This window comes from Vibrio sp. ABG19 (assembly GCF_029962385.1).
GTDB classification, from domain to species: domain Bacteria; phylum Pseudomonadota; class Gammaproteobacteria; order Enterobacterales; family Vibrionaceae; genus Vibrio; species Vibrio ostreae.
This window is the reverse complement of the sequence record NZ_CP071708.1, coordinates 835255-847927: the sequence shown is the minus strand read 5'-3', so window position 1 is coordinate 847927 and position 12673 is coordinate 835255. Positions and strand designations below refer to the sequence as shown.

Below are 12673 nucleotides of genomic sequence, written 5' to 3'. Positions count from 1 at the left end.
TGTGAATGGATAAGTTTCGAGTTATCGGGTCAGATAAGCCCCTGCAGGGCGAAGTGACCATCTCTGGTGCAAAGAATGCTGCACTGCCTATTTTATTTGCTTCGATTCTGGCTTCTGAGCCGGTCGAGGTCGCCAACGTTCCGCATCTGCGTGATATTGACACCACGATGGAGCTGCTTAAGCGCCTGGGGGCCAAAGTTGAACGCAACGGTTCAGTGCATGTCGACCCAAGCCAGATTGACCAGTACTGCGCGCCGTATGACCTGGTGAAAACCATGCGTGCTTCTATCTGGGCTCTGGGTCCGCTGGTGGCGCGTTTTGGCCAGGGTCAGGTGTCTCTGCCGGGCGGCTGTGCGATTGGCGCACGTCCGGTTGACCTGCACATCCATGGCCTGGAGCAACTGGGTGCGACCATTACTCTGGAAGACGGTTACGTCAAAGCCAGTGTCGATGGCCGCCTGCAAGGCGCTCACATCGTGATGGATAAAGTCAGCGTCGGTGCCACCATTACAATTATGTGTGCTGCGACACTGGCAGAAGGCAAAACCGTGCTGGATAACGCCGCGCGTGAGCCGGAAATCGTCGATACCGCGATGTTCCTCAATCAACTGGGGGCCAAAATCAGTGGTGCCGGCAGCGATACCATCACCATTGAAGGCGTGGAACGTCTGGGTGGCGGTAAACATTCGGTGGTGGCTGACCGCATTGAAACCGGTACTTTCCTGGTTGCCGCGGCCGTATCAAATGGCAAGATTGTGTGTCGTAACACCAACGCAAAATTGCTCGAAGCGGTACTGGCTAAGCTGGAAGATGCCGGCGCACTGATTGAAACCGGTGATGACTGGATCAGTCTGGATATGACCGGCCGCGATCTGAAAGCTGTGACGATTCGTACCGCACCGCATCCGGGTTTTCCGACCGACATGCAGGCTCAGTTCACCCTGCTTAATATGATGGCGAAAGGTGGCGGCGTGATCACTGAAACCATCTTTGAAAACCGTTTTATGCATGTGCCTGAACTGATGCGTATGGGCGCTAAAGCAGAGATCGAAGGGAATACTGTGATCTGTGGTGATGTCACGTCTCTGAGCGGCGCTCAGGTGATGGCGACCGACCTGCGTGCATCGGCCAGTCTGGTGATTGCCGGCTGCATTGCCAAGGGTGAAACCATCGTTGACCGGATTTATCATATCGATCGCGGTTACGAAAAGATTGAAGACAAGCTATCGGCACTGGGCGCCAACATTGAGCGCTTCAGCGAGTCGAGTTAAACTGCTGTTTTGTTTATGGGCCGAAATCCGTGGGTTTCGGCTTTTTTATTCGAGCTCCTTTGGAGAATCTGGATGATTGCTTTATTGCGTATTATTGCGGTGGTGATGTTTGCCGTCGTAATGTTTGTGTTTGGTTGTGGCTACTGTCTGCTCAGTCCGCGTAACCCGAAGCACGTGTTCACGTTTGGACGTATGTTCGGTGCGATGTCGAAAGTGTTCGGCATTAAACTGGAGCTGCGCATTCCGGACAATGCTTATAACCGCGGCCAGGCGATTTACATTGCCAACCACCAGAACAACTGGGATCTGGTTACGGTTTCTTCGGCAGTGACGCCAAAAGTGGTGACGGTCGGTAAAAAGAGCCTGGCGTGGATGCCGTTGTTCGGTCAGCTTTACTGGCTGACCGGTAATATTCTGATTGACCGTGCCAATAAGACTAAGGCGAAAGGCACGATCGATCAGGTTGTCGACAGCATGAAAAACAGCGATGTGTCGGTATGGATGTTCCCGGAAGGGACCCGTTCGCGCGGTCGTGGCTTGCTGCCGTTTAAAGCCGGTGCATTCCACGCGGCGATCGGCGCCGGTGTGCCGATTATTCCTATCGTGTGCAGCTCAACCGATAAACTGCGTATTAACCGCTGGAACAATGGTCATATCATTGTTGAGATGCTGCCACCGGTCAGCACGGAAGGCCTGGGCAAAGAGCACGTGCGTGAGCTGACTAAGCAGTGTTACCACGACATGAAAGCTAAGCTGCAGGAGCTGGATGAAGAAGTTGAGCTGCTGAACAGCCACAAGGTGACATCCAACAGCTAAGGTTCAAGCTCAGCACTGCCTCAATAGCAGCAGGAGTGGATCGTCAGCGATAAAAAAGGTTGCTCAGAGAGCAACCTTTTTTGATCCGGTCACGGATGATTGGCGCACTGCAGTTTATTTGTGTACTGCAGTTTACTTGCGTACGGGAATCTATTTACGTACTGCAATCGCTTCGATTTCGATGCCAACATCTTTTGGCAGACGAGCAACTTCCACACAAGAGCGAGCAGGGTAATGAGCAACCTGGTGCTCATCAAAGAACTTGCCGTACACTTCGTTCACTGTACCAAAATCGTTGAGGTCTTTGACAAACACGGTCAGTTTGACGATGTCGCCAACAGTCAGGCCTGAAGACTCAACCACAGCTTTCACGTTTTCCAGTGACTGGCGAGCTTGCGCGGCGATATCAGCCGGCACTTCACCTGTTGCCGGGTTTACCGGGATCTGACCTGAAGTCAGAACCATGTTACCTAGGTCTACGCCCTGAATGTACGGGCCGATTGCTGCTGGTGCAGACTCAGTATGCAGAACTTTAGTCATGCTTGTTTATTCCATTGTTTAAGCAAAAAGCGGGACGATTAGTGTGCCTGTTCTTGCCTGAGAGGTAAAGAGCCAGTCACCCATTCCGTGCGACTGGCCGTCGTATCCGATCACTGAAAATGACCTCATCAGGCTTCGCGTTCAGTCACGATTTCGCGTGAGAATACTTTTTCGCAGTACTTACACTTAAGGCGGATATCGTGGTTTTTTTCGAAAATGCGGAAGCTGCTTTCCACCGGTTCATTGTGTGAAATGCAGTTGCTGTTCGGACAGGCGAAAACATCGTTGATACGCTCAGGCAGCACCAGTTCAAGCTTCTTCACCACCTGATAATCTTCAATCTGGTTCACGGTCGCGTGTGGCGCATACAGCGCCAGCTTGTTGGCCTGCTCTTCACTGATGAACACGTTCTCGATTTTGAGCAGATCTTTATGGCCCAGAGCCGAAGAGGGCAGATTCAGGCCGATCGTGACACGCTGACTGGAGTTGTGCATATCAAACAGGCGCAGCACCTTGATGCCGACTTTGGCCGGAATGTGGTCGATCACTGTGCCGTTTTTAATCGCTTCGACTTGCAGTTTGGTTTCTTTACTCATAACAGACTCCGGTTACAGTGATTCATTCAGGACAAGGGCAAGCAGGGCTTCACGAGCGTACACACCGTTTTCTGCCTGCTGGAAGAAGTACGCGTGCGGAGTCTTATCGACATCTGTGGTGATCTCGTCCACGCGTGGCAGCGGGTGCAGCACTTTCATATTGGGACGCGCGTCCTTCAGGTGATCGGCAGTCAGCACGTAAGCCGATTTGATATGTGCGTATTCCGATTCGTCAAAACGCTCTTTCTGCACCCGGGTCATGTACAGAATATCAAGTTCAGCAATCACGCTTTCCATATCATTGTGCAGGCTGTATTCAATCCCGGCGTCGTCAAGATCTTCACAGATGTAGTCCGGCATCGCCAGTGCTTCCGGCGCGATGAAGAAGAAGCGGTTGTTATTGAACTTCGCCAGCGCCTGAGTCAGCGAGTGCACCGTACGGCCATATTTGAGGTCACCGACAAAAGCCACGTTGAGGTTATCCAGGCGGCCCTGGGTTTCATACAGCGAGAACAGATCGAGTAAGGTCTGGCTCGGATGCTGGTTAGAACCGTCACCGGCATTGATGACCGGCACGCCGTTGGAGAATTCAGACGCCAGACGCGCCGCACCTTCCTGCGGGTGGCGCATCACAAACGCATCCACGTAAGAAGAGATAACCTGCACCGAGTCAGCCAGGGTTTCGCCTTTTTTAGCCAGAGAAGTGTTACCGCCGTTATCAAAACCGATCACACTGCCGCCGATACGCTGAATCGCCGTTTCAAACGACAGGCGGGTACGGGTTGATGGTTCAAAGAAACAACTCGCGACCACTTTGTTCTTAATCAATTCCGGATTTGGCTGCGCTTTCAGCTGGCCCGCGGTTTTGACAATCAGTTCCAGCTCTTCACGAGACAGCTCAGAAATGGAGATGATGTGCTTTTGATAAAGCGAATTCGCCATGATCTTCTTCCCTTTAATATGTAGCAATACAAAGCTTTTAGCCATAAAAAAGCCCCCCGATCTGGGAGGCTTTAAAATCATTGGTGAGGAGCAAAAAATAGCAGGCCCTGTAAGCATAGTCGCTTACCAAACGTGCTTGCAGTATCTAGAACCTGATTCAGTTTCACTGGCTACCCCTCAGACAAATTGCTCGGAATTATACGCCTAGTTTGTGTGAGCGCAAGGATAATCAGCTGCCGAGGGTCGCGACCATAATCGCTTTGATAGTGTGCATGCGGTTTTCTGCTTCATCGAACACGATCGAGTGGTCAGACTCAAATACCTCTTCGGTGACTTCCAGTCCTTTCATGCCGTATTTCTGCGCCACTTCTTTACCGACGGTGGTTTCGTCGTTGTGGAAAGCTGGCAGGCAGTGCATGAATTTGACCTGCGGATTGCCGGTGGCTTCCACTACGGCCATGTTAACCTGGTACGGTTTCATCAGCGCAACCCGCTCATCCCAGGCTTGCGGAGCTTCGCCCATTGATACCCATACATCGGTGTAGAGGAAATCCACTCCGTTGACACCTTCATTGACATCTTCGGTCAGCGTGATGCTGGCACCGGTTTGCTCGGCGATTTGCTGGCAGGTTTGCACCAGTTCAGCTTCCGGCCAGTACGCTTTTGGTGCAACCAGACGAATATCCATGCCCATTTTCGCTGCGCCGACCAGCAGGGAATTGCCCATGTTATTACGGGCATCACCCAGGTAAGCAAAGCTCAGCTGATGGAGTGGTTTGCCGCCACCGTGTTCTTGCATGGTGAGAAAATCGGCCAGGATCTGGGTCGGATGGAACTCGTCAGTCAGGCCGTTCCAGACCGGAACACCGGCGTATTGCGCCAGCTCTTCAACGATCGCCTGACCATAACCACGGTATTCAATGCCGTCATACATACGACCCAACACCCGAGCGGTGTCTTTCATTGATTCTTTATGGCCGATTTGCGAGCCGGACGGGCCGAGATAGCTGACTTGCGCACCCTGGTCAAATGCGGCCACTTCAAACGCACAACGGGTACGGGTTGACGACTTTTCAAAGATAAGCGCGATGTTTTTTCCCACCAGCTTTTTTTGTTCTGAACCTGTGTATTTAGCACGTTTCAGATCCGCCGCCAGGTCGAGTAAAAATTGAATTTCCTTCGGCGTGAAGTCGAGCAGTTTGAGAAAATTGCGGTTACGTAAATTGAAAGCCATATCTCAGTCCTTAGCAATAACAATTGAGTCTGGCTAGTAAAACATACTAATGCGGTTAAAGTGAATAATTATTTTAAATAAATGGCGAGATATTCGAGATATCTCGCCAGATGTGATTATAAATTCTCTTCGGCGAATTCGGCCAGACGGCTGCGAACCACGCCATTGAGGTGGATGTTAGCGCTGCCTTCAAAGTTTTTGAAGCGCTCTACCATATAAGTCAGGCCGGAGGTCACCGGAGTGAGGTAAGGGGAGTCAATCTGCGCCAGGTTACCGGAGCAGACGATCTTAGTGCCTTCGCCACAGCGGGTAATGATGGTTTTGATTTGCGAGGCAGTTAAGTTCTGGCATTCATCAAGCAGCACGAACGCATTCTGAATGGAGCGGCCGCGCATAAAGTTAATCGATTTAAACTGGATATTGGCTTTGTCGACGATGTACTTGAGCGAGCTCTCGGTACAGTGGTCATGTTTGTGCAACGCTTCCAGGGTATCGGTGACCGAGGCCAGCCACGGCATCATTTTCTCTTCCTCGCTGCCGGGCAGAAAGCCGATGGATTCGCCGATGTCGGGCGTGTTGCGGGTTACGATGATCTTATCGAACATTTTCTTCTCAATGGTCTGCTCCAGCGCTGCCGCCATCGCCAGCAGGGTTTTACCGCTCCCCGCTGCCCCGGTCAGGATCACCAGGTCGATATCGCGGTCAAGCAGGGCGTCCATCGCCATACCCTGATAAATATTTTTCGGGGTAATGTCCCACGCTTTGCGATGCAGCATACGCTCACGGCTTAAATCGCGCAGGGTAATTTTGTCTTCATTGATGACTTCAACCCGGGCAGCAAAGTCACTCTCTTCATCCAGCACATACTGGTTGATGTAGGTCGGTTCAAATGGTTCACGGTCGAGTTTATGGTAGGTTTTGCCTTCCAGGGTGTAGCTGTCGACATTGCTGACCTGGTCCCAGAAATTACCCGGCCGGGTCTGGAAGCCTTTGGTCAGGTACTGTACGTCGTCGATCAGTTGGTCGCTGCGGTAATCATCGACGAAGCGCACCCCGGCGCCTTTGGCGCGCAGGCGCATATTGATGTCTTTCGTGACCAGCACTACTTCACGCGGCGCACGTTTATTTTGCAGGTGCAGCACCGCGTTAAGAATGCGATTGTCGCCTTCCTTGTCGGTGAAGGCTTTCACGGTTTCCGGCACGTCATAATCGGCCAGGATGGCTATTGAGCCGGACGCGTTCGTGTGAGTGGTGAACGGGATGCCTTCGGTGATTTCATCCGGGGTGGCGTCGTGGAACAGGTTTTCCAGCGCCCGGATGGCGACGCGTGCGTCGCGCGCGACATCGCGTTTGCTGTCTTTGATTCGGTCGAGTTCTTCGAGCACGGTCATTGGGATGACCACATCATGTTCTTGGAAGGAGTAAATGGCTAGTGGTTCATGAAGCAGGATATTGGTATCCAGGACAAACAGTTTCCGGTCGGTATCGCCCATAAGCGTCTCCTTGCTACTGTGTAGCTTGCTAAGCAATGGATGTTTGCATTCATCGCCCTGTCAGGGGATCGTACGCTTAGGGGTATGTGTTCGATCACCTGACGGCTGACTGCAAACCCGTGTTGATACTCTCTGTTTGAACTTGCAGACTTTGTGCCAGTTTTACTGGCTGTCGTGCGCCTTCTCGCTGAGTATAGCAACCCTTGCTGAATAGAAATGCCACTTGTTTCTTACAGTTTGATGTCAGACAGATCTTGACGAAAAAAAGCCGGGTTTGCGCGTGACCTCTATCACGCCATCAAGTAAGATTAGCGACCTTTTTCTGCACCACTCTTTTTGAACCACCATAATGTTATCCAAACGATTTTAAACCCAGTGTCTGTGCTGGTTTGTGGTCGGGTTTCCCTTCTGTGGGTGCAGTGTCAGTAGATATATTCCATTCCAAATTGATGAGGTAGTCGATACATGACTTTTGCTTTGGGGCAGCGCTGGATTAGCGATACGGAAAGCGATTTAGGTTTAGGTACAGTCGTGGCTCTGGATGCCCGTACTGTGACTTTGATGTTCGCAGCATCGGAAGAAAACCGTGTTTACGCGCGTAATGATGCCCCGGTCACCCGAGTGACTTTTAACGTGGGTGATGTCATCGACTGTCAGGAAGGCTGGTCGCTGAAAGTGGAGCAGGTGCTGGAAGAGAGCAGCGTGTTCACTTATATCGGTACCCGCGAAGACAGTGGTGAGGAGGGGGTTGCGCTGCGTGAGATCTTCCTTAGCAACCAGATTCGCTTTAATAAACCGCAGGACAAATTGTTTGCCGGCCAAATCGACCGGATGGACAATTTCGTGCTGCGTTACCGCGCTCTGAATAACCAGTACCAACAACACAAAAGCCCGATGCGCGGCCTGTGTGGTATGCGCGCTGGTTTGATTCCGCATCAGCTCTATATTGCCCATGAAGTGGGCCGTCGTCATGCGCCGCGTGTTTTGCTGGCGGACGAAGTGGGCCTGGGTAAAACCATCGAAGCCGGTATGATCATTCACCAGCAGGTGTTGTCTGGCCGGGCGGAACGCATTCTGATCGTGGTGCCGGAAACCCTGCAGCACCAGTGGCTGGTGGAGATGCTGCGCCGCTTTAACTTGCACTTTTCAGTGTTTGACGAAGAGCGCTGTGTGGAAGCCTTTGCTGAAGCCGATAACCCGTTTGAGACCCAGCAGTTCGTGTTGTGTTCGCTCGATTTTCTGCGCAAAAGCCGCAAGCGTTTTGAACAGGCGCTGGACGCGGAATGGGATCTGCTGGTGGTGGACGAAGCGCACCACCTGGAGTGGAGTGTCGATAATCCAAGCCGCGAATATCAGGTGATTGAAGCGCTGTCGGAAAGTACACCGGGTGTACTACTGCTGACGGCAACACCGGAACAGCTGGGGCGTGAAAGTCACTTTGCCCGTTTGCGCCTGCTTGATTCTGACCGTTTCTACGACTACGAAGCTTTTGTGCAGGAAGAAGCGCAGTACGAACCGGTGGCGGATGCGGTCAGCGCGCTGTTCAGCGGTCATGCGCTGGCGGATGACGCTAAAAATCAGATCGCCGAGCTGCTGTCCGAGCAGGATGTCGAGCCGCTGTTCCGTATTCTGGAAAGTGACAGTGACCAGGCACAACAAGCGGCAGCGCGTCAGGAACTGATTGATAACCTGATGGATCGTCACGGTACCGGCCGCGTGCTGTTCCGTAACACCCGTGCCGCGATCAAAGGTTTCCCGGTACGTAATGTCCATCTGATGCCGATGGAGATCCCGCAGCAGTACACCACGTCGATGCGGGTGGCGGGCATGATTGGCGGCAAGATGAGCCCGCAAGCGCGGGCGATGAAAATGCTTTATCCGGAAGAGATCTTCCAGGAATTTGAAGGCGATGATGCCAGCTGGTGGCAGTTTGACTCACGGGTGAACTGGCTGCTGGAGAAAATCAAAGCCAAGCGCAGCGATAAAATTCTGGTGATCGCGTCGCGCGCCAGCACCGCGTTGCAGCTGGAGCAGGCGCTGCGCGAGCGCGAAGGCATTCGTGCCACGGTATTCCATGAAGGTATGTCAATTCTGGAGCGTGATAAAGCGGCGGCTTACTTTGCCCAGGAAGAGGGCGGCGCCCAGGTGCTGATCTGCAGCGAAATCGGCTCTGAAGGACGGAACTTCCAGTTTGCCAGCCAGCTGGTGATGTTTGACCTGCCGTTTAACCCGGATTTGCTTGAGCAGCGCATCGGTCGTCTCGACCGCATCGGTCAGAAACAGGATATCGATATTCACGTCCCGTACCTGAAAGGCACCTCGCAGGCAATTCTGGCGCGCTGGTATCACGAAGGGCTGAATGCCTTTGCTGAAACCTGTCCGACCGGCCGTGCGGTCTATGATGAGTTTGCTGAGCGTCTGATTGCATTGCTGGCCTCCGGTGAGGAGACTGGCCTGGATGAGATTGTGGCTGCATCCGCGCAGATGAACAAAACCCTCAAAGCCCAGCTCGAGCAGGGCCGTGATCGCCTGCTGGAAATGCACTCGAACGGTGGTGAACGGGCGCAGAAAATTGCCGAGCAGATTGCCGCGACCGATGGTGACACCAATCTGGTGACCTTTGCGCTGAGCCTGTTTGATACCGTGGGCCTCAATCAGGAAGATCGCGGAGAGAACGCACTGGTAGTGACGCCGTCTGAGCACATGATGGTACCAAGCTATCCGGGACTGCCGTATGAAGGTGCCACGATCACCTTTGATCGTGATACCGCACTATCGCGTGAAGACATGCACCTGATCAGCTGGGAGCACCCGATGATTCAGGGCGGTATGGATCTACTGATGAGTGAAGGTGTCGGTGTGTCGGCGGTGTCACTGCTGAAAAACAAAGCTCTGCCGGTCGGTACTATTCTGATTGAGCTGGTGTACGTGGTCGATGCCCAGGCACCGAAACGCAGTGGGATCAGCCGTTTTCTGCCGAAAACACCGATTCGTATGCTGATGGACTCGCGCGGCACTGATTTGTCAGCTCAGGTGGATTTTGAATCGTTCAACCGTCAGCTCAGCCCGGTTAACCGTCATCTGGCGAGTAAACTGGTCAGCTCGGTACAGAATGATATTCATCGTCTGATCAGCGCCAGTGAAATCCCGGTGGTTGAACATGTGGCGGCGATTCGTACTCAGGCCCAGCAGGAGATGCAGCACAGCCTGAACGGCGAACTGGAGCGTTTGCAGGCGCTGAAAGCGGTCAACCCGAACATTCGTGATGAAGAGATTGCAGCCCTGGAGCAGCAGATTGTAGCCCTGAACGGCTACATCAGTGAAGCGCAGTACCAACTCGATTCACTGCGTCTGATTGTGGTAGCACACAACTAACGTTTGCTGCCGGCAACGAAAAAGGCTTTCCCGCGGGAAAGCCTTTTTTATCGCTGTCATCCGGTGCTAAACCAGCTGAGGTACTGCAGCGGCTTACATCAGCCACTTCCACCATACAAACAGGGCCAGGAAGCCGAACAGGTAAACCAGGCCAATGATTGACAGGGCTTTCAGTTTCGGGCCGACTTTGAGCTCGTCCGGCAGTTCAGTACGGGTAACCAGAGTGTAGTTGAGCAGGGCAAACACCGGCGTGGTCATAAATGCCATGATCATGGCGAAATTGAGCATCGGCATCAGCGCAGAGGTAAAGAAGCTGACAATCGCCAGTGCTGCTGCAGAGACCAGTACAATCCAGCCTTGCAGCACTTTCGGGCTTTGTTGTTTTTGCTCTTTGAGCAGGCGCTGAGATTCGGCGATCACGCGCGAATAGCCGTCAATCACGGTAATCGTGCTGCCAAAAATACAGAAGAAGGCAATCACGGCAATCAGGTAACGTGACCATTCACCAATTGTCGAAGCGTACATGCCAACCAGCTGGTGCGAAAAGCCCATGCCGGATTTGGACAGCTCAACGCCAGTGCCGTGGATAACCAAGGCGCCCAGCGCCAGGAATACAATCGCCAGCAGCGCGGTGCCGATGTAACCAACGTTGAAGTCAAACAGTGCCGACTGTGCCGTCACTTTTTGCTGGCGGCACTGGCTCTTGAGCCACACCGAAGTCAGTGAGGAGATCTCGATCGGAGCCGGCATCCAGCCCATGGTCACCACCAGAAAGCCGATCGCAGCCAGAGTCCATGGTGACGGGCCGTCGGTGACTGCTGAGGTGACCGGCGCCGGGTTTAAGGCGGCAATCGCCACAGCCAGCAGGGTCGCGATGGTCAGCACCGCCATGATGACTTTCGATAAGGTATCCAGAGCGCGGTAATGACCGGCAAACAGAATAATCAGGCAAGTGGCCAGGATTATCGCGCTTAATACTGCCAGCGGCAGCTCAAACGGCACAAAGATGCTCAGCAGACTGGCGCTGAACAGCAGCAGGGCTGCGGTATTGACGATGCCGGAGAACACCGCCAGCACGGCAAAAATCCACAGATAAGGTTTGCCTAGTCTGGCGTAGCCTTCGACCAGGCTTTGACCTGTGCCCATGGTGTACTGAACGCCGGCGCGGAAAAATGGGTATTTCAACAGATTAACCAGCAGAATCAGAATCGCCAGTTGCCAGCCGTAGATGGCTCCGGCTTTAGTTGAAGCGACCAGATGAGAACCACCCACGGCAGCGGCAGCCATCATGATGCCCGGGCCCAGTGAACGCACCAGTTGGGATAATGACAGCCGCTGTTGCGATGGATAAGGGACGGCATTTTCCATTCTTGTTCCTTACAAATTTTGATGTTGTGTTGTGCGAGTAAAAGCGGCGCCTGCCTGCGTGGGCCGGCGCTCATTTTTTTATCAATATTGACCATCAATATCACAGTTAATATTCGTGTCAATTTTTAGTTACAATTTATCCAAAACTTTTTTTCATGTCCTTATTTGACCTTTGTCGATTGTTGTTTTAAACGGCACATGTCAACAGCGCAGAGAGGGTTTGCCTGCTGCATCCCGCAGGCAGTTAGGGTTATAATGCGCCGATTTTTTACTGACCTGTTGGAACGAGATAGCACATGGCGATGACTGAGTACCACCCACCGACCGATCCATGGATTGACGTGGTTTTCGAAGATGATTACATCCTGGCGGTGAACAAGCCTTCCGGTCTGCTTTCCGTCCCGGGTCGGCTAGCCGAGCACCACGACAGTATGTGGAGCCGCCTGCAGGAGCAGTATCCCGAGATCCAGGTGGTGCATCGTCTCGATATGTCGACTTCAGGCCTGATGTTGTTCGCCAAAGATAAATATATGGAAGCCGCCCTGAAAAAGCAGTTTCAGTATCGTCTGACCCATAAAATTTACTACGCCCGGGTGTGGGGCAAGGTGCAACAGGATGAGGGCGAGATTGATCTGCCCCTGATCTGTGACTGGCCGAACCGGCCCAAACAGATGGTGTGTCATGACACGGGCAAGCCGTCCAAAACCTTATATCAGGTGGTTAAACGTGAGGCGCATACCTCGGTGGTGCGTCTGTTTCCGGTTACCGGTCGTTCCCACCAGTTACGGGTTCATATGATGGCCATCGGCCATCCGATTGTCGGTGATGAATTCTATGCGCCGCAGGAGGCGATCGACTTTACTGACCGTTTGGAGTTGCATGCAGCCGAGCTGAGCTTTTATCATCCTCGTAGTCATTGGCTACGCTCGCTGTTTGTTGCGTGTGATTTCTATCCCGAAGCGCAAGAACAGATATTGCAGCATTTCGATCCTGAGCGAAAATTACCCGATTATAAAACTCTGCCCCGTCCTTAACTGC

10 protein-coding genes are annotated in these 12673 nt (G+C 52.9%); 4 read left to right on the top strand and 6 right to left on the bottom strand.

Going from position 1 to position 12673, the window contains the following annotated elements:
- Positions 1-5 precede the first annotated feature (5 nt).
- Together murA and J0X00_RS10010 are read left to right on the top strand one after the other, a co-directional pair.
- Positions 6-1271 carry a UDP-N-acetylglucosamine 1-carboxyvinyltransferase gene (gene murA, locus J0X00_RS10015; protein ID WP_218562675.1) on the top strand — a complete coding sequence of 422 codons (1266 nt, stop codon included), beginning with the start codon at positions 6-8 and terminating at the stop codon, positions 1269-1271.
- A gap of 72 nt (positions 1272-1343) precedes the next feature.
- A complete protein-coding gene (locus J0X00_RS10010) occupies positions 1344-2087 on the top strand; it encodes a 1-acylglycerol-3-phosphate O-acyltransferase (RefSeq protein ID WP_168797016.1) in 744 nt (247 codons plus the stop codon).
- 150 nt (positions 2088-2237) lie between these two features.
- On the opposite strand, the gene J0X00_RS10005 is transcribed toward J0X00_RS10010, so the two are convergent.
- From J0X00_RS10005 to J0X00_RS09985, 5 genes are all read right to left on the bottom strand, one after another.
- Positions 2238-2627: a RidA family protein gene (locus J0X00_RS10005; RefSeq protein WP_136485067.1), complete on the bottom strand. Its 390-nt coding sequence runs from the start codon at positions 2625-2627 to the stop codon at positions 2238-2240.
- 128 nt (positions 2628-2755) lie between these two features.
- Complete coding sequence (pyrI, locus tag J0X00_RS10000; protein ID WP_136485065.1) at positions 2756-3223, bottom strand: aspartate carbamoyltransferase regulatory subunit; 468 nt, start codon at positions 3221-3223, stop codon at positions 2756-2758.
- Between the two features lie 12 nt (positions 3224-3235).
- Positions 3236-4165 carry an aspartate carbamoyltransferase gene (gene pyrB / locus J0X00_RS09995; protein WP_136485063.1) on the bottom strand — a complete coding sequence of 310 codons (930 nt, stop codon included), beginning with the start codon at positions 4163-4165 and terminating at the stop codon, positions 3236-3238.
- A gap of 229 nt (positions 4166-4394) precedes the next feature.
- Positions 4395-5399 carry an ornithine carbamoyltransferase gene (locus J0X00_RS09990; RefSeq protein WP_136485061.1) on the bottom strand — a complete coding sequence of 335 codons (1005 nt, stop codon included), beginning with the start codon at positions 5397-5399 and terminating at the stop codon, positions 4395-4397.
- Between the two features lie 116 nt (positions 5400-5515).
- Positions 5516-6892, bottom strand: a complete 1377-nt coding sequence (locus tag J0X00_RS09985) for a PhoH family protein (RefSeq protein WP_136485059.1) — start codon at positions 6890-6892, stop codon at positions 5516-5518.
- 465 nt (positions 6893-7357) lie between these two features.
- On the opposite strand from J0X00_RS09985, the gene rapA reads away from it, so the two are divergent.
- The gene (rapA, locus tag J0X00_RS09980) at positions 7358-10267 is read left to right on the top strand and encodes an RNA polymerase-associated protein RapA (protein ID WP_282477998.1); all 2910 of its coding nucleotides are present in this window, start codon (positions 7358-7360) and stop codon (positions 10265-10267) included.
- Positions 10268-10360: 93 nt separating this feature from the next.
- Here the strand turns inward: rapA and J0X00_RS09975 are convergent, their stop codons facing one another.
- Complete coding sequence (locus J0X00_RS09975; protein WP_282477997.1) at positions 10361-11635, bottom strand: Nramp family divalent metal transporter; 1275 nt, start codon at positions 11633-11635, stop codon at positions 10361-10363.
- A gap of 296 nt (positions 11636-11931) precedes the next feature.
- Here J0X00_RS09975 and J0X00_RS09970 point away from each other — a divergent pair, with 296 nt between their 5' ends.
- Positions 11932-12669, top strand: coding sequence for a pseudouridine synthase (locus tag J0X00_RS09970; protein ID WP_136485053.1), 738 nt, complete (start codon positions 11932-11934; stop codon positions 12667-12669).
- Positions 12670-12673: the final 4 nt, after the last annotated feature.

Bases quoted from the DNA above. Each gene is read 5' to 3' on its own strand.
- murA (WP_218562675.1), top strand. From the start codon at position 6: ATGGATAAGTTTCGAGTTATCGGGTCAGATAAGCCCCTGCAGGGCGAA.
- J0X00_RS10010 (WP_168797016.1), top strand. From the start codon at position 1,344: ATGATTGCTTTATTGCGTATTATTGCGGTGGTGATGTTTGCCGTCGTA.
- J0X00_RS10005 (WP_136485067.1), bottom strand. From the start codon at position 2,627: ATGACTAAAGTTCTGCATACTGAGTCTGCACCAGCAGCAATCGGCCCG.
- pyrI (WP_136485065.1), bottom strand. From the start codon at position 3,223: ATGAGTAAAGAAACCAAACTGCAAGTCGAAGCGATTAAAAACGGCACA.
- pyrB (WP_136485063.1), bottom strand. From the start codon at position 4,165: ATGGCGAATTCGCTTTATCAAAAGCACATCATCTCCATTTCTGAGCTG.
- J0X00_RS09990 (WP_136485061.1), bottom strand. From the start codon at position 5,399: ATGGCTTTCAATTTACGTAACCGCAATTTTCTCAAACTGCTCGACTTC.
- J0X00_RS09985 (WP_136485059.1), bottom strand. From the start codon at position 6,892: ATGGGCGATACCGACCGGAAACTGTTTGTCCTGGATACCAATATCCTG.
- rapA (WP_282477998.1), top strand. From the start codon at position 7,358: ATGACTTTTGCTTTGGGGCAGCGCTGGATTAGCGATACGGAAAGCGAT.
- J0X00_RS09975 (WP_282477997.1), bottom strand. From the start codon at position 11,635: ATGGAAAATGCCGTCCCTTATCCATCGCAACAGCGGCTGTCATTATCC.
- J0X00_RS09970 (WP_136485053.1), top strand. From the start codon at position 11,932: ATGGCGATGACTGAGTACCACCCACCGACCGATCCATGGATTGACGTG.